Raw genomic sequence first — 16,951 nt, forward strand, 5'->3', positions numbered from 1 at the left:
CGACTCGGGCGTCACTCGGGGAAGTCGCCCCGCAGCCAGCCGACGTACCGCTCGAGCGACGACTCGACGATCCCCGATGCATCGGCGGGGAGCTCGCCGAAGGCGCTGTAGAGCCGATCGAACGCGAACCCCCGCGCCACGTCCTGCACTCGACGAACCGCGCGCTCGGGCAGCGGGATGTTGTTCACGAAGCTCCGCATCACGTTCGCCGATTGCCGGTCCCCACCGACCGCGATCGTGTCGCCCGTGAGCAGCACGCCGCGTCCGTCGGAACCGGCTGCCCAGTGCACGACGCTGCTCCCCGCGAAGTGCCCGCCGGCCTCGACCATGACGAGCCCGGGCAGCAGCTCGACCCGGTCCCGCCACAGCGCGATCACCGGGTCCGGCCGACGGACCCAGTGCCCGTCCTTCTCGTTGACCAGGACGGGGACCCGGTCGAAGGCATGGCTCCACTGGATCGACGACCCGGTCAGGTGCGGGTGGCTCGAGGCGATCACCGCGACGCCGCCGAGGGCACGCACGGCTGCGACCCCGGCCGCGTCGATGAACCCCGGCGGCTCGAACAGCAGGTTCCCGCCCTCGGTCTGCACGAGGAGTCCACGCTGGTTGATGCCGAGCGCGGGCTCGGTCGTGATCGCGTGCAGGCCCGGTTCGATCTCGGTGACGACGATCCGGAGGCCCTCGTCGGCGAGGGCGTCCCGGGTCGTCCACCGCTGTCCGCCCGCCGGGACGAACTGCCGTTCGTCCGAGCAGATCTCGCAGCGGACGGGTGGTTCGTCGGTGTCGGCGTGCTCGATGGCGCACGTGGCGCAGGTCCAGACGGTCATGGCATCCAGTGAACGACCTCAACCAAGGTGGAGATCAAGCCCTTTGGTACCATCAGCGAACGCAGTGTGTATCTACCGGCCGTCGCACCTCGACGGACAACGGCGGCACCCGATGGGTCCGCCGGACAGACGCGGGCCGAGAAGGCACACCTCGACATGCTCCAACCGCGTTCTTCCGACGCATCGCTGATCGCCCACGCCGGACGGTCCTACTTCCCGATCGCGTTCATCGCCCGGCTCCCCTTCGCGATGATGGTCGTCGGCGTCCTGACCCTCGTCGTCGCGTCCCGTGACTCTGTCGCCCTCGGTGGGATCAACTCCGCCTTCGTCGGCATCGGCTCGGCGGTCTTCGGCCCGATGGTGGGCGCAGCGGCCGACCGGCTCGGCCAACGGAAGGTGCTGGTCCCCGTCGGCCTGGCGAACGGCGTGCTGCTCGGCGTCCTGCCGTTCGTCGTGCAGAGCGCCGCTCCCGACCTCGCCGTGCTGGCGATGTCGTTCCTCATCGGCGCGACAGCACCCCAGGTCGCCCCGATGTCCCGCACGCGGCTCGTCGCGATCATCCGGCAGCGCATGTCGGGGGACCGTCGCGAGCGGGTGCTCAGCGGCACGATGGCGTACGAGTCCGCCGCCGACGAGACGGTGTTCATCATCGGCCCGTTCCTGGTCGGGCTGCTCGCGAGTGCGATCGCCCCGTGGGTGGCCGTCGCTGGCGCGTCCGTGCTGACGTTCGTGTTCGTGACGGCCTTCGCGCTGCACCCGACCGGCAAGCTGTCCGCCGGGCAGCACGCCGTGGTCGCCCAGGCGCCGGCTCGGGAGCTCCTGCGCCCGCGGCTCGTCGTCGTGATCGCCGGGATCCTCGGCATCGGCTTCTTCTTCGGCTCGACCCTGACCTCGCTGACCGCGTTCATGGAGGTCCACGGCGAGTCCTCGCAGGCAGGGCTCCTCTACGGCCTGATGGGGATCGGCTCCGCGGGACTCGCGCTCGGTTCGGCGGCGTTCCCGAAGACGTTCGGCATCGGCTGGCGGTGGCTCGTCTTCGGTCTCGTGCTCCTCGGCGGGGCCGTCGCGTTCGCCTCCGCGGACTCGGTGCTCGCGGTCGGGATCGTCCTCGCGATCATGGGTGTCGGCATCGGCCCGACGCTGGTCGCGCAGTACAGCCTCGGCTCGGACCGGTCGCCCGTCGGGCGCTCGGCGACGACCATGACGATCCTCGGCTCCGCCGTGATCGTCGGCCAGTCGCTCACCTCGGCGGTCGTCGGCGAGGTCGCGGAACGATCCGGCACCGAAGCCGCGATGCTCTTCCCGGCCCTGTCCGCCGCCCTCGTGGTGCTCGCAGCCGTCGTCAACCTGGTCCTGTCGCGTCGCAACCAGCGGGGCTGACGCGACCACGGGACGGACGGGAGGCTCCCCACCGGTCACGGCCGACCCGCCGCTGGCGCGTCGGTCCGGAACCGGCCGGTGTGGGCCCAGGTGCCAGCCCGCACCGAGCCTCCCGTCCGTCCCCCGGTCGCGTCCTGCGGATACGTTCGGTCCATGGACGAAGCGAGTCGCGACCTCATCCCCGCCGGCACCACGTTCACGGCCGACGACGTCACCTGGTGGGCCGGGAAGGGCGAGCGGTCCCTCGACCAGGCGATCGCCGAGGCCGACGTCCTCGTCAGTGCTCCGCATGCCGGAGCAGCGATCCCGGAGGAGCTCGACCGGTTCCTCGCGCCGGAGTTCACGCGGCGGCTGCAGTACGACTACACCGACGTGTCGACGAGCGCCGTCGTGCGTCGCTGGGCCGAGATCGATCCCCGCGTCGTCGTCGTCGAGAACCCGCACCCCCGCATGGTGCGCGACCCGAACCGTGCACGTCCGGCGAGCCTCGTCGACGACCTGCGCGAGGCGTTCGACCGCGTCCGCACGGCCGGCCGCGGGAACCGCGTGGACCTCGGCGGTGTCGACGCGATCCGCCCGGTGACGTTCTCGTTCTTCCCGCTCATCGAGCCGCCGACCTCGGACGCGGCGCTCGTGGACCTGGCCGCGGCGTTCGAAGACGTCGCCGACCGCGGGCTCGGCGTGTACGAACGGACCCGCGACGAACTCATCGAGCGTTTCGTGACGCGCACCATGGCCGGCGGCGGCACGTTCACCACGCTCTCCTTCCACGACACGATGAACACCACCACGAGGATCGACGGCGCGGTCGACGTTCCCCGGGAGCCGGCGGACCGGCTCCCGGACGTGGTGGCGCTCTCGAACCGCGGCGACGCGAACGGTGACCGGCGTGGGGACGACGCCGTGACGATGGACCCGGCGCGACTGCGGTCTCTGGCGGCGGCGCACCGGATGGCGTTCGGGGTGCCGGACGGCGCCGTGCAGTGCAACCAGCCGTACCTCGGCAGCCAGGAGATCATCCGCGCCGGAGCCCGGTTCGCGCAGCTGGCGAACGACGCCGCCGTGCACGGGGCGACGTTCGACGCGGTGCAGGCCGAGTTCCTGCGGGAGTTCCTGCTCGGCGACGCGAACACGGCGGTGCTCCGTGCGCCGGGGACCGGGTGGGTCACGCCGGATGCCGCGCACGTGGACCGCATCGCGCACGCGTGCCGAGACGCCTGGGACGCGTACCGGGCTGGCTGACCCGTGCTCGCGCGGGCGGCCGCCTTCCCGATCGCACCCCTGTACGAACATCGCACCCGGGCGTGACGGGGCGTGATGTTCGTGCGGGGGTGCGATCACGCCGCCGATCGCGCTCGCGGGCGGCGGTCGCGGGGTCAGCCCCAGAGCAGGCCGAACACCGCGCCGAACACGATCGTCGTCGCCGCGAGCACGAGCGTCGGGACGAAGAACGAGTGGTCGACGAGCTTCGTGCCGAGCTTCGTGCTGCCCGTCGGGTCGAAGTTCGCCGCCGCGATCTGCGACCCGTTCGTCGGCAACAGGTAGATGCCCGCGAACGCGCCCGCCCACATGCCGCTGAGCAGCCCGAGCGGGATGCCCGCAGCGAGCCCGATCGGCACGATCGTCCTGGTCGCCGTCGACTGGCTCGTGGTGAGCACACAGACCAGGAAGACACCGAGGGCGAAGATCCACGGCGCAGCGGTCACGAGTCCGCCGATCGACGTCGAGATCTCCTCGGTGTAGTGCGACAGGAACGTGTCGGTCAGCCAGGCGAGCCCGAAGAGGGCCACGGCGGAGACCATGCCGGCGCGGAACACCGTCGCCGTCGGGACCTCGGACGCCTTCGGTCGGCTGATCAGGATGATGAGCGTGCCGACGACGAACATCACGATCTCGATGATCGGCGTCATGCTCACCGGCACCCCCTCGGCGTCGAGCGGGCGGAGGCCCCGGAAGAGCCCGAACACCACGATCGCGACGACGCCGAGCAGGAACACGATCGCCGCGTTGCGTCCGCCGGAGGTCACGGTGACCTCGGCCTTCGCCGCGTCGGCCGCCGCGGACCCCGGCGCGGGGATGGTCCCGGCGGCGATGCGCGCCTGGATGTCGGGGTCGTGCGCGATGTCCTTGCCGAGCCGCCCGACCACGAACGACGACACGACGATGCCCGCGATCGCCGCCGGGATCGTCACCTTGAGGATGTCGACGAGCTCGTACCCGTACGGCGGCACCTCGGTCAGTGTCACCATCGCCGCCATGGCTGCCGAGACCGGGCTGCAGGCGAGGGCGACGCCGGTGGCCACCACCGAGAGTGACAGGGGCCGCGAGGGTCGGATGCCGTTCCGGTAGGACAGGTCCTGGATGACGGGCAGCAGCGGGTAGAGGATGTTCGAGGTCCCCGCGCCGACGGAGAACAGGAACGCGACGAGCGGGGCGATCAGGGTGATCTGCTTCGGGAAGCGCGAGATGATCTTCGCCGCGACCGACACCATCCAGTCGATGCCGCCGGCGACCTGCATGATCGACGAGGCCACGACGACCGAGATCACGATGAGCAGCGCGTCGATCGGCGGCGACCCCGGCGGCAACCGGAAGACGAACACCAGGATCGCGACACCGAAGCCGCCCCAGAGCCCCAGCCCGACGCCGCTCGACCGGGTGCCCATGACGATGCACCCGAGCACGACCAGCAGTTCCACGATGAACAGCACGACGTCCATGCCGGACCCCTCCGTGTCAGCGCCCCGGCCCCTGTCCGGCGCGTCGAGCGCGAGCCTATCCAGGAAGCGCAGAGCCGGTTCGGCGCCGCATGAGGCGAAGGTGAAGCGGTTCCGTGCCAGCATGACGGGCATGGCACGGCAGACGACGGTCCTCGTGGTGGACGACGACCCGAACGTGCTGCTCGGCATCCGTGTCGCCCTCGAGACCGACGGCCACACGGTCGTCACCGCTCCCGACGGTCGGCAGGCACTCGCCGCGGTCGTGTCGGACGACCCCGACGCCGTCGTGCTCGACCTGGCGATGCCCTTCCTCGACGGCCTCGGCGTGTGCCGGGCCCTGCGTGCCGCCGGCGACGCCGTCCCGGTGATGATGCTCACCGCGCACGACCGACCCCGCGAACGCGTGGACGGACTCGACGCCGGTGCGGACGACTACCTCGGCAAGCCGTTCGACGTCGACGAGCTCCGGGCGCGGGTGCGTGCGCTCGTCCGACGAGGTGGCCAGAGCACGGGGACGGACCAGCCCACCTGGCGCGGGAACGGTCTCGACGCCGAGCAGCAGCGACTCCTGACGGCAGCCGGCCCCGTCGACCTCACACGCACCGAGACCGTCGTCGCCGAGCTGCTCTTCCGGGACCCTGCCCGCGTGCGCACCCGCGACGAGCTCGGCGAGGCGGTGTGGCCCGACGGATCCGTGCCCACGTCGAACGCCCTCGACGTCGCGGTGAGCTCCCTGCGACGGAAGCTCGTCGCCGCGACCGACGGCCCCGCGATCACGGCCGTCCGCGGTCTCGGCTACCGGCTCGAGCCGTGAGGACGCGGACCGGATCGCTCCGCCGTCGCCTGGCCGCCGTCGTGGCCGGAGCCGTCGCGGTCGCCGTCGTCCTGGTGGCCGTCCTGACGTGGTTCGTCGTCGCCTCGCAACTGCACAGCGCGCTCGACACCTCCCTCGACCGCGAGGCCACCCGCGTCCAACGTCTGATCCAGGCGAACGCCGACTGGACCGGCGAGGGGAGTGGCGGGTGCGCGTACGCCGTGGAGCCCGCGTGCGTCCGGCGCATCGACACGAGCGAGCCGGTGGGGGCTGGGAGCGGGCCGCTCACCGTCACCGAGCAGGCGCACGCGGTCGCCACCCGGGAATCGGCACGCGCGCGGTACACGGCCGACGGGGTCCGGGTCGCTGTGGTCCCGACCCGTACGGACGAGGCCGTGATGGTCGGCGTCCCCACCCGCCAGACCGAGACGGCGCTCACGCGCACGGCGATCGCGCTCGCCGTCGCCGGTGCGATCGGGATCGTGCTCGCCGCGGTCCTCGGGTACGTCGTCGCCACCGTGGGGCTCCGGCCCGTGCGCGCGCTCGACACCGCGGTGCGACGGGTCCGAGACACGGCCGATCCGCACGAGCGCGTCGACGTGCACCGCAACGACGAACTCGGGCGGCTCGCCGGCGCCTTCGACGAGATGCTCGCCGAGCTCGCGGCCGCCAGCGACGCACAGCGGGACTTCGTCGCCGACGCGTCGCACGAACTCCGGACCCCGCTGACGACCCTGCGCACGAACCTCCAGCTCCTCACCGACGACCGGCCGCTCGACGAGGCCACCCGCGCCGCCCTGCGCGCAGCGGTCACCGAGGAGATCACCGCGATGCAGGCGACGATCGACGACCTCGCAGAACTCGCGCGCGGGGACCGTCCCGGCGCCGACACCCTGACGACGGTGAACCTGGTCAGTGTCGTCCGGTCGTCGGCGGCCACGGCGGCCCGTCGTTGGGGCGTGTCGTTCCGGGTGCAGTTCCCGTCGTCGGACGTCCCGGTCCGCGTCGCCGACGGACGGCTCCCGCGCCTGCTGGACGTCGTGCTCGACAACGCCGGCAAGTACGGCGCAGGCGAAGCGGTCGACATCGAGGTCCTCGACGGGCGGCCGGTCCTCGTGTCGATCCGGGACCGAGGGATCGGCATCCCACCGGAGGACCGCGCACACGTCTTCGACCGCTTCCACCGGGCCGCGTCCGCGCGCGGGCTCCCCGGGTCCGGTCTCGGGCTGGCGATCGCGGCGCAGATCGTCGCCGCGTCCGGCGGGACGATCACGGCTGCCGCTCGCGGCGACGGCCCCGGTACCGAGATCGTCATCACCCTGCCGGCGACCTGACCGGATTCGTGCGGAGGCAGCGTCGCACGATGAGTGGCCGACCCATCGGCGGGCAGGTATTGCGAGCGATTGCCAGCAATTGGGTTTTCATAATCATCCACTATCGTTCTGTACATGCTGCCGGAACAGAACCCGTACAGCCCGGGATCGGGCCGCCGGCCGCCTGAACTGGTCGGTCGAACCGGCGAACTGGAAGCGTTCGACACGCTCCGGGCTCGGGTTGCCAACGGGCTCGGCGACCGTGGTGTCGTCCTCACGGGACTCCGGGGCGTCGGGAAGACCGTCCTCCTCAACGAGATGCACCGGATGGCGGACAGATCCGAGTGGCTCACCGTGCGTATCGAAGCGCGCCGCGATGAGACCGGAGCTCGTGCAGTCCGACGCGCGCTGGCCCGAGAACTCGTCGTTTCGGCTCGGAAGCTCACGCGAACAAGGATGACAGCGCGGATGCGCGAGGCGCTCGGCACGATCTCGTCCTTCAACGCCAAGGTCGGTGCAACCGGGATCGAGCTCGGTGTCGATCTGAGTCTGGGACGCGCGGACTCCGGCGATGCAGAGGTCGATCTGCTCGAGTTGGTGGAGGACGTCGCGCTCGCGCTCGGCGAGGGCCGACGAGCGTTCGGCGTGTTCGTCGACGAGATGCAGGATCTCGACTCGGAGACGATGGGGGCGCTCATCGCCGCGCAGCACGCGGCGAACCAGCGTGACTGGCCGTTCTACGTCATCGCCGCCGGTCTGCCGAACCTCCCGCGGGTCCTCACCGAGACCCGCTCGTACGCCGAGCGCCTGTTCAACTACCGCCAGATCGGCAAGTTCAGCCGCGAGGACGCGACGCAGGCGCTTCGGGAACCCGCGGAACGACTCGGCGCGGAGTACTCCCCCGATGCGTTGGAGATCCTCCTCGACGCGGCAGGCGGCTACCCCTACTTCATCCAGGAGTACGGGCAAGCGGCATGGAACCTCGCGGGCGACCGGCTGGTGTCCGGCGCGGACGCAGTCGCTGCAGTGCAGTACGGCACCGAGCAGCTCGACAGTGGGTTCTTCCGATCAAGGTGGCATCGGGCCACGCCGTCCGAGCGACGGATGCTCCGCGCGATGGCGGTGGACGGCGAGGGACCGTCGCCCACCGCGCGCGTCGCACAACGCATGGCGCTGCAGCCCAGCAGCCTCGGCCCCTACCGCGCGGCCCTGATCAACAAGGGTCTCGTGTACGCACCCGAACACGGTCAGATCGCCTTCACCGTCCCCGGGATGGCCGCCTACGTGGACCGCCACCATGACGACCTCGACGACGCTGCCGACGATGGAGCCGCGACCGACTGACCTCACGTTCGGCTCACGACCGCGTCGCACCCTTGCGGCATGGTCATGCTGCACTCGAACCGCACGTCGCGCCCCGTCGCCGACGGTGCACCGCTCCGCGTCGTCATCGCCGCCGGCGGCACCGGCGGACACGTCTTCCCCGGCCTCGCGGTCGCCGCCGCGATCGAACGACTCGTGCCCGGCGCGTCCGTCACGTTCTCGGGAACGCCGGACCGCCTGGAGGCCCGGCTCGTCCCCGCCGCCGGGTACCGTCTCGACACCACACGGATGGTGCCGTTCCCGCGTCGCGTGGACCGGCGCGCGTTCGGCTTCCCCGCACGGTTCATCCGGTGCGTCCTGCGCGCCCGCCGGCAACTCCGCGACCGACGGGCGGACGTCGTCGTCGGCGTCGGCGGGTACCCGAGCGTGCCGGCGATCGTCGCCGCGTGGACGCTCCGGATCCCGGTGCTCGTGCACGAGTCGAACGCGACGCCGGGGCTCGCCAACGTCCTCGCCGCGCGGCTGGCCGGGAAGGTCGCGTGCGCGTTCGACCCCGAGCGTGCCGGGTTCGCGTCGAGCGCCGAGGTCCGGCGGGTCGGCATCCCGATCCTCCCGGGGCTGGCGTCCTGCGACCGCAAGGTGATGCGGGAACGTGCCAGGGCGGTGTTCGGCATCGCCGCCGAGGAGCGCTTCGTGGTCGTGTCCGGCGGGAGCCTCGGCGCGGTGTCGCTCGACCGGGCCGCCGTCGACCTGGCGTGTGCCCGGTCGTGGGACGGTCGGCTCCGCATGCTGGTCAAGGCGAGCGGCTCGCACGCCGAGGAGCTCGGACAGCGACTCCGCGACGGCGGGGGAGACGCGGTCGCCACGCTCGTGCCGCACATCGACGACATGGCCGCCGCGTACGCCGCAGCCGACGTCGTGGTCGTCCGGGCCGGAGCCTCGACCGTCGCCGAGGTCGAGCACCTCGGTGTCCCCGCCGTCCTCGTGCCGCTGCCCGGTGCCACCGCCGACCACCAGACCGCGAACGCCCGAGCCCTCGCGGCGTCCGGCGCCCGTGTCGTGGTGCTGGCCGACTCGGAACTGGACGCCCGTGCCCTGGACCGGGCCGTCTCGGAACTCGCCGGGCCCGTCGGAGCCGGACCGGGCCTCCCGGTCGCACCGATCAGCCACGCGCACCACGCGACCTCACCCCATGCGGCGGCGGCCGACGCCGTCGCCGACTGGGCGATCGAACTCGCCCGTACCTCCTCGGAAAGGACCGCACGATGAACGACACGTCCTGGGAGGGCCGCAGCGTCCTCGTGACCGGAGCCGAGGGCTTCATCGGCTCGACGCTCGTCGACGCTCTCGTCGAACGGGGCGCCCGTGTCCGCGCGCTCTGCCACTACAAGCCGTACGGATCGGCTGGGTGGCTCGCCCGGTACGCCGAGGACGACCGCGTCGAGGTCCTCGCGGGCGACGTGCGCGACCCGTTCCTCGTCGACTCCGCGGTCGCGGGCACGGACACCGTGTTCCACCTGGCGGCCCTCATCGGGATCCCGTACTCCTACGTCGCGCCGGAGTCGTACGTGCAGACGAACGTCGTCGGCTCGCACAACGTCGTCGCCGCGTGCCGACGCCACGGTTCCCGGATGGTGCACACCTCGACGTCGGAGACCTACGGCAGCGCGTTGCGGGTGCCGATGGACGAGACGCACCCGGCGCAGCCGCAGTCGCCGTACTCCGCGTCGAAGATCGCCGCGGACGCGATGGTGCTGTCGTACCACGCGGCCTTCGGCACGCCGGTCGCGGTCTGCCGCCCGTTCAACACGTACGGACCCCGGCAGAGTGCCCGCGCAGTGATCCCGGCGGTCCTCGGGCAGCTCGCCGCGGGGTCCGACGTCATCCGACTCGGCTCGACGACACCCACGCGGGACTTCACGTACGTGACCGACACGGTCGCGGGGTTCCTGGCGATCGGGGCCTCGGACGCGGCGGTCGGACGCACGTGCAACCTCGGGACCGGGAGCGAGGTGTCCATCGGGGACCTCGCGGCGATGCTCGTGCGGGTGAGCGGCCGGCGGGCGCGGATCGTGGTGGACGAGTCGCGCCTGCGCCCGGAGGCCAGTGAGGTCGATCGACTGCTGTCGGACAACACGCTCGTCCGGTCGCTCACCGGGTGGGCACCGCAGGTGTCGCTCGAGGACGGTCTCGCCCGCACGTGGGAGTCGGTGCGTGCGGCCTCCGGCCTGGGGACCGCCTACGTCGTCTAGGACTCGGTGTCGTCGACGAGGAGCGCCTGGTGGTCGTAGTCGCCCGACCGGACCCCGGCCCGGGCGATCATGTGCGTCGACACCGGCACCAGGAAGAGCTGGAACACCATGATCGGCAGGACGACCCAGAGCGCGGTCCACGTCCACACCGCGACGACGATCGCCGCGAGCCCGAACGCCAGCCCGAGGACCTGCGGCTTCGCCATCGCGTGCAGCCGGACGAGCGGGTCGGGGAAGCGCACGATGCCGACGCCGGCGCCGAGTGAGAGCAGCGACCCGACGAGCAGCAGCCCGACGGCGATCCATGCCCGGATGCCCGCGCCGTCGATGAAGGACTCGATGAGTTCGATCACGACTCGCCTCCTCGTCGTCGCTCCGGTGTGGTGACGTCGGCACCGTCGTCGGAGGGGTCGGAGGACGGGGTCACGGCACGGGCCACGGCGATGGTCGCGAAGACGCTCGTCGCGGCGATCACCACCAGCACCGGGATCCCTGCGAGGTCCTGCCGGATCACCATGGCCGCGGCGATCACCACGAGGACGGTGGTGAGCACCATGTCGGAGCCGATCATCCGGTCGAGGATGGTCGGGCCGCGGACGATGCGGAACACGGCGAGGAGCAGGGTGGCCCCGAGCAGGGCGAGGACCACGGCGATGAGGATCCCCATCACGACGACTCCGGCACTCATCGGGTCACCTCCGGCAGGGGTTCGGACAGTTCGGAGAGGTCCTGCTTCGACCCGAGCGCCCGGATCACCATCGTCTCGATGCCGAGTGCCTCGCGCTTGGCGTGCTCGACCTGTTCACCCCGTTCGGTGTCGAGCACGTGGAGCAGGAGCCGACGGCGGCGGAGGTCGACGTCCGCGACGTACGAGCCCGGCACGAGCGACACCGCGAGGGTCGCGAGGGTGAACGTCATCTCGGACGTCGTGTGCATCTGCACGAGCACGATCGAGCTGCGTCGGACACCCCGCGGCCGGAACGCCACCCACGCGACCCGGAACGACGCGGCGACGACGAGACCGGACCAGACGACGAGGAACCAGACGAAGTGCAGCGGGGAGAACCGGGAGGACAGCGGGACGGCCGGCAGGGGGAGGGCCTGCGTCACGAGGAGCGCGACGACGATCCCGCACAGCAGGGTCAGTGGCGTCCACGATCCCCACAACAGCGCCCACAGCACCGTGAGTCCGAGCACGAGCGGCACGTCGTAGCGCCACGCGACGGCGATCCGTCGGGCGTTCGCGATGCGTCGGGTCCTGGCGTCGGTCACGGTCGTGCCCCCAGGACTGCCTCGACGTACTGCTGGGGGGACTCGAGCGACTCGGCCGCCCTGGTGGCGTACCCGTACAGCGGGCCGGCGACGACGGTCAGCGCCACGGAGCCGAGCACGGCGACCGTGGTGACGCCGACCAGCATGCGCGGCAGGCGGGTGCGGCCGGAGACGTGCTGCATGCTCCCCGTGACCGGATCCGTGACCGTCACCGAGCCTCCCGACAGGACCGAGCCGTCCGCCTCGGATCGGGTGACGGGTGCCGGCTCCGGCGCCCGCAGCGACTCGTGCGGCTCCGCCACCGCGACGTGCGGGGCCGCTGCCTCGGCGGCGGGCTTCGGCCGCCAGAAGGCGGCATCCCACACGCGCATCAGCGCGTAGAGGGTGAGGAGCGAGGTCACGACCCCGGCGGCGATGGTCATGTACGCCAGTGGACTGCCGTCGATCGCCGCGGCGCGGAAGAGTCCGAGCTTGCCGATGAAGCCGGAGAAGGGTGGGATCCCGCCGAGGTTGAACGCCGGGATCAGGTACAGGGCGGCCAGGAACGGTGCGGCCTTGAGCAGGCCGCCGAGCGACCTGGTCGACGTGGTCCCGCCGACGCGTTCCATCAGGCCAGACACCAGGAACAGGGTCGTCTGCACGACGATGTGGTGCACCGTGTAGAACACCGCAGCGGCCGTGCCGACGACCGATCCGAGCCCGATGCCCATCACCATGAACCCGATGTGGCTGATCAGCGTGAACGACAGCAGTCGCTTCACGTCGGTCTGCGACACGGCGCCGAGCACGCCGACGATCATCGTCAGTGCGGCGACCACGAGCAGGACGGTGTTGAGCTGTGGACGCGGGAACATGATCGTCTCGAGGCGGATGATCGCGTAGATGCCCACCTTGGTCAGCAGGCCGGCGAACACCGCCGTGACCGGTGCGGGTGCGGTCGGGTACGAGTCAGGGAGCCAGAACGCCAGCGGGAACACGGCCGCCTTGATGCCGAAGCCGATGAGCAGCATCGTGTGGATGAGCAGCTGCACGTGATCAGGCAGCGCTGCCATCCGCTCGCTGATCTGGGCGATGTTGACCGTGCCCGTCGCGCCGTAGACCAGCCCGATCGCGGAGAGGAAGATCGCCGACGCGATGAGGCTCGTCACGATGTACGTCGTGCCGGCCCGCACGCGCTGCTCGCTGCCGCCGAGGGTGATCAGCACGTAGCTCGCGACGAGCAGCATCTCGAACGCCACGTAGAGGTTGAAGAGGTCGCCGGCGATGAAGGAGTCGAGGACGCCCGCCGCGAGGACGAGGTACGTCGGGTAGAAGATCGTGACCGGGGCCTCGCCGTCGTCCGCGGCCAGACCCTGCCCGATCGAGAACAGCAGGACGATGAGCAGCACGCTCGCGGACACCGTGAGGAGCAACGCGCTCAACCGGTCGACGACGAGCGAGATGCCGTAGGGGGCGTCCCAGCCACCGACCTGCACGACGATGGTGCCGTGGTGGTCGACGAGCACCATCAGCGTCGCGGCGACGGCCAGCGCGATGACGAGCACGGCCACGGTGATCGCGCGCTGGATGCGCTGGTGCCGGAGCAGCCCGAGGGCGACGGCCGCACCGAGGAGCGGGACGAGGACGAGGAGCGGGACGAGGAAGGTCATCGGTGGGCCTCGTCCTGTGTCTGGTCTTCGTGGTGCCGTTCGTGGGCGGTGTCGGCTTCCGGGTCCGTGTCGGTCTCCGGGTCGTCCTCGGCCGGGGCGTCCCGTTCGTGTCGGATCGCGACGTCGGCCTCGTCCACCTCGACCTCGTCGGCGCGGGACAGCGTCCAGGAGCGGTGGATGAGGGCGAGCAGGAACGCGCTGACGGCGAAGGTGATCACGATGGCGGTCAGGGCGAACGCCTGGGGCAGCGGGTCGGTGATGCCGTCCGACGACTTGCCGATCGGCGGGTTCCCGGCGGCGCCGGACATCACGAGCAGCAGCAGGTTGAGGGCGTTGCCGACGAGCAGGAACCCGAGCAGCATCCGCGTCAGCGAGCGTTCGAGCAGCAGGTAGACCCCGCAGGCGAAGAGGACGGCCATCGCGATGACGAGGACGAGGGTGATGGTCATGCGGTCACCTCTTGCTGTTCGCGGTCGTCGGGGTTGCCCTCGATCGAGTCGGACGTCGGGGTACTGGAGTCCTCGAGCCGCTGCCGGTCGACCTCTGCGCCGAGGCTCCGCAGGACGTCGAGCACCAGGCCGACGACGACGAGGTACACACCGATGTCGAAGAACGTCGCCGTGACGAACTCGACGTGCCCGAGGATCGGGACCGTGGCCTCGAAGAACTCCGAGTACAGGGCTTCGCGGCCGAAGAACAGCGGCACGATCGCGGTGATCGCGGCCGTCGCGACCCCCAGGCCGAGCAGCCGGCCGGCACGGATCGGAGCGGCGGCGCCGAGCTCGGCTGGGCCACCGGCCAGGTAGCGGGCCGCGAGCGCGATGCCCGCGACGAGGCCGCCGGCGAACCCGCCGCCGGCGGCGTTGTGCCCGGCGAACAGCAGGTACACGGACAGGACGATGAGCCCGTGGAACAGCAGTCGGACGACGACGTCCAGCAGCGCGGAGCGACCGGTCGGGAGCGCGGCGCTCGTCGGCAGCCAGGCGCGGGGCTCGCCGTCCGGGCGGTGCTTGTCGCTCGCGATGACACTCGGCAGGTCGCGGAGTCGGGGGAGCGTGTCCTCTCGCGAGTTCACGAAGATCAGGCTCGCGACACCGGTGGCCGCGGCGACGACCACGGTGAGTTCACCGAGCGTGTCCCAGCCACGGAGGTCGACGAGCGCGACGTTCACCACGTTCAGGCCGTGTCCGAACGAGCTCGTCAGCGCGGGGAGGTCCGGCCAGATCGGCTTGGCCGACCGAGCAGAGGCGGCGACGATGACGACGACCGCCAGGGTGGCGCCCGCGAGTGCTGCGAACAGGGCGCGGAGCACCCGGAAGCGCGAGGGGTTCGCCGTCGCGATCCGCGGGGGGAGGCGGCGGAGCACCAGGACGAAGGCGATGAGCGTCACCGTCTCGACGACGAGCTGCGTGAGGGCGAGGTCCACGGCGCCGTGCAGGACGAACAGCACGGACATGCCGTAGCCCGTGACGCCGACGAGCACGGCTGCGGCGAACCGGGTCTTCGCGGTGAGGACGGCGATCGCGGCGATCGACATCACGATCACGACCGGGATCTGGCCCCACGAGTCGGCGAAGCGCACGTGGAACTCCCACGGCCCGCCCAACGCCAGGTTGACGAGGGCACCGGCGACGAACACCGACAGGATGACCGTCAGGTAGTAGGGGAGCGAGCCCCGCTGGAGCGCGGCGGTGACACCGGTGGCGGCGCGATCGAGTCCGCGCATGAGGTGTCGGTAGGTGTTCGCGGCGCTCGGGAACCCGGCGAGGCGGTGCTGGAGCGCCTCGACCTGCGTGCGAGCGGCGAAGAGCGCCAGGCCGCCGATGAGCGTGATCGCGGAGATGCCGAGCGCCGGCTCGAGTCCGTGCCAGAGCGCCAGGTGCGGCACGGCTTCCCCGGACATCGACGCGGCGGCCGCGGCCGGTTCGAGCCCGTGCGCCACGACCGGCGTGAGGAGTCCGAGCGCGAGGCCCGTGAGCCCGAGGATCGACGGGACCACCCCGAGACCGTGCAGTGCATGCGGCTCGGTCTGCTCCACGCCGGGCTTGCGGGCGAAGGCGCCCCAGAGGAAGCGCAGCGAGTAGGCGACGGTGAGGACGGACCCGACGGTGACACCGACGAGTGCGAACCACGCCCACCCGGACCCCGGGCCGTGCAGCGCTTCGACGAGTCCGGTGAGGACGGCTTCCTTCGCCACGAACCCGATCATCGGCGGGATGCCGGCCATCGACAGGAGCGCCAGGACGGCGACGGTCGCGAGCCATGGGAGCTTCCGCCCGAGCCCGGACAGATTGCCGAGGTCCCGGGTGCCCGTGACGTGGTCGATCGTCCCGACGACCAGGAACAGCGTCGACTTGAACGCGGCGTGGGCGACGAGCAGCGCGACCCCGCCGAGGGCGATCGCGGGCGTGCCCCAGCCGGCGGCGAGCACGAGGAACCCGAGCTGGGCGACCGTGCCGTACGCGAGCAGCAGCTTGAGGTCGGTCTGGCGGAGGGCCCGGTACCCGCCGATCACCATGCCGAGCACGCCGAGCAGGGTGATCGTCTCGCGCCAGCCCTCGAGCAGCGCGAACGCCGGGGCGAGCCGGGCGACGAGGTAGATGCCGGCCTTGACCATCGCCGCGGCGTGCAGGTACGCGCTCACCGGGGTCGGCGCGGCCATCGCGGCCGGGAGCCAGAAGTGGAAGGGGACGATCGCGGACTTCGTCAGGGCACCGGCGAGGATCAGCACCACCGACACCGTGACGACCGTGCCGGTCGGGGCCTGCGCGACGATGGCGGACAGCTGCGTCGTGCCGGCCGTGACGGACAGGATGACGAGGCCGGCGAGCATCGCCAGGCCGCCGGCCGTGGTGACGACGAGCGCCTGCATCGCAGCGGCGCGGCTCGCCCGCTTGACGGCGTCGTGCCCGATGAGCAGGTAGGAGAAGACGGTGGTCGCTTCCCACAGGACGAACAGCACGATGACGTCGTCGGCGATCACCAGGCCGTACATCGACCCGGCGAACGCGGTGAGGACCCCGGCGAACCGGCCGAGCCCGGGTTCCTCCGGGCCGAAGTACGACGCGCAGTACACGAGCACGAGCGCGCCGACGACCGTCACCACGAGCGCGAGGACCCACGACAGTGCGTCGACCCGGAGCGCGATCGACAGGTCGAGTTGCGGGATCCACTGCACCGACGAACGGACGCCCCCGTGCAGGGCCCGGTCGGTCTGCGCGATGGTCAGGACCGCAGCAGCCGCCGGCGCGAGGGCGGCGACGTAGAACACACGGCGCCCGAGCAGGGGCGTCAGCGCGGGGACGAGGAGCGCGACGACCCCGAACGCGACGAGGACGGTGACCATGGGGCGCCTCCTCGGGGTCGGGCGTGCAAGTCCGGCTCTGGGTGGCTCTCAGGCT

At 71.5% G+C, this 16,951-nt stretch carries 15 protein-coding genes; 7 read left to right on the forward strand and 8 right to left on the reverse strand.

Annotated elements, in window-relative coordinates; translation table 11 throughout:
- Positions 1-11 precede the first annotated feature (11 nt).
- Positions 12-827 carry a hydrolase gene (locus tag ACIPJ2_RS04845; RefSeq protein ID WP_402727799.1) on the reverse strand — a complete coding sequence of 272 codons (816 nt, stop codon included), beginning with the start codon at positions 825-827 and terminating at the stop codon, positions 12-14.
- 156 nt (positions 828-983) lie between these two features.
- Between ACIPJ2_RS04845 and ACIPJ2_RS04850 the strand changes: the two genes are divergently transcribed.
- Positions 984-2,207, forward strand: coding sequence for an MFS transporter (locus ACIPJ2_RS04850; protein WP_402727800.1), 1,224 nt, complete (start codon positions 984-986; stop codon positions 2,205-2,207).
- A gap of 153 nt (positions 2,208-2,360) precedes the next feature.
- A complete protein-coding gene (locus tag ACIPJ2_RS04855; protein WP_402727801.1) occupies positions 2,361-3,449 on the forward strand; it encodes an N-formylglutamate amidohydrolase in 1,089 nt (362 codons plus the stop codon).
- Between the two features lie 134 nt (positions 3,450-3,583).
- Here ACIPJ2_RS04855 and ACIPJ2_RS04860 read toward each other — a convergent pair whose 3' ends face one another.
- The gene (locus ACIPJ2_RS04860; RefSeq protein ID WP_402727802.1) at positions 3,584-4,927 is read right to left on the reverse strand and encodes an anaerobic C4-dicarboxylate transporter family protein; all 1,344 of its coding nucleotides are present in this window, start codon (positions 4,925-4,927) and stop codon (positions 3,584-3,586) included.
- Positions 4,928-5,057: 130 nt separating this feature from the next.
- Here ACIPJ2_RS04860 and ACIPJ2_RS04865 point away from each other — a divergent pair, with 130 nt between their 5' ends.
- The 5 genes from ACIPJ2_RS04865 to ACIPJ2_RS04885 all read left to right on the forward strand — a co-directional run bounded on the left by ACIPJ2_RS04865 (position 5,058) and on the right by ACIPJ2_RS04885 (position 10,629).
- Entirely contained in the window at positions 5,058-5,741 is a 684-nt protein-coding gene (locus ACIPJ2_RS04865) for a response regulator transcription factor (RefSeq protein ID WP_402727803.1), read from the forward strand.
- On the forward strand, positions 5,738-7,075 hold the full coding sequence (locus ACIPJ2_RS04870) for an ATP-binding protein (RefSeq protein WP_402727804.1): 1,338 nt from the start codon (positions 5,738-5,740) through the stop codon (positions 7,073-7,075). The genes ACIPJ2_RS04865 and ACIPJ2_RS04870 overlap by 4 nt, the downstream gene beginning before the upstream one ends.
- Positions 7,076-7,189: 114 nt before the next feature.
- On the forward strand, positions 7,190-8,398 hold the full coding sequence (locus tag ACIPJ2_RS04875; RefSeq protein WP_402727805.1) for an ATP-binding protein: 1,209 nt from the start codon (positions 7,190-7,192) through the stop codon (positions 8,396-8,398).
- A gap of 39 nt (positions 8,399-8,437) precedes the next feature.
- A complete protein-coding gene (locus tag ACIPJ2_RS04880) occupies positions 8,438-9,646 on the forward strand; it encodes a UDP-N-acetylglucosamine--N-acetylmuramyl-(pentapeptide) pyrophosphoryl-undecaprenol N-acetylglucosamine transferase (RefSeq protein ID WP_402727806.1) in 1,209 nt (402 codons plus the stop codon).
- Entirely contained in the window at positions 9,643-10,629 is a 987-nt protein-coding gene (locus tag ACIPJ2_RS04885; RefSeq protein ID WP_402727807.1) for an SDR family NAD(P)-dependent oxidoreductase, read from the forward strand. The genes ACIPJ2_RS04880 and ACIPJ2_RS04885 overlap by 4 nt, the downstream gene beginning before the upstream one ends.
- Here the strand turns inward: ACIPJ2_RS04885 and ACIPJ2_RS04890 are convergent.
- The 6 genes from ACIPJ2_RS04890 to ACIPJ2_RS04915 are packed head-to-tail and all read right to left on the reverse strand — an operon-like array spanning position 10,626 to position 16,896.
- On the reverse strand, positions 10,626-10,982 hold the full coding sequence (locus ACIPJ2_RS04890) for a cation:proton antiporter (RefSeq protein WP_402727808.1): 357 nt from the start codon (positions 10,980-10,982) through the stop codon (positions 10,626-10,628). The genes ACIPJ2_RS04885 and ACIPJ2_RS04890 overlap by 4 nt on opposite strands.
- Positions 10,979-11,317, reverse strand: coding sequence for a sodium:proton antiporter (locus ACIPJ2_RS04895; RefSeq protein WP_402727809.1), 339 nt, complete (start codon positions 11,315-11,317; stop codon positions 10,979-10,981). The genes ACIPJ2_RS04890 and ACIPJ2_RS04895 overlap by 4 nt, the downstream gene beginning before the upstream one ends.
- Positions 11,314-11,901, reverse strand: a complete 588-nt coding sequence (locus tag ACIPJ2_RS04900) for a Na+/H+ antiporter subunit E (RefSeq protein WP_281266574.1) — start codon at positions 11,899-11,901, stop codon at positions 11,314-11,316. The genes ACIPJ2_RS04895 and ACIPJ2_RS04900 overlap by 4 nt, the downstream gene beginning before the upstream one ends.
- Positions 11,898-13,550, reverse strand: coding sequence for a Na+/H+ antiporter subunit D (locus ACIPJ2_RS04905; RefSeq protein WP_402727810.1), 1,653 nt, complete (start codon positions 13,548-13,550; stop codon positions 11,898-11,900). Before ACIPJ2_RS04905 ends, ACIPJ2_RS04900 begins: the two co-directional genes overlap by 4 nt.
- Entirely contained in the window at positions 13,547-13,999 is a 453-nt protein-coding gene (locus ACIPJ2_RS04910; RefSeq protein ID WP_402727811.1) for a Na(+)/H(+) antiporter subunit C, read from the reverse strand. The genes ACIPJ2_RS04905 and ACIPJ2_RS04910 overlap by 4 nt, the downstream gene beginning before the upstream one ends.
- Positions 13,996-16,896: a Na+/H+ antiporter subunit A gene (locus ACIPJ2_RS04915; protein ID WP_402727812.1), complete on the reverse strand. Its 2,901-nt coding sequence runs from the start codon at positions 16,894-16,896 to the stop codon at positions 13,996-13,998. The genes ACIPJ2_RS04910 and ACIPJ2_RS04915 overlap by 4 nt, the downstream gene beginning before the upstream one ends.
- Positions 16,897-16,951: the final 55 nt, after the last annotated feature.

The organism is Curtobacterium sp. NPDC090217 (assembly GCF_044746705.1).
In the GTDB taxonomy this organism is placed as follows: domain Bacteria; phylum Actinomycetota; class Actinomycetes; order Actinomycetales; family Microbacteriaceae; genus Curtobacterium.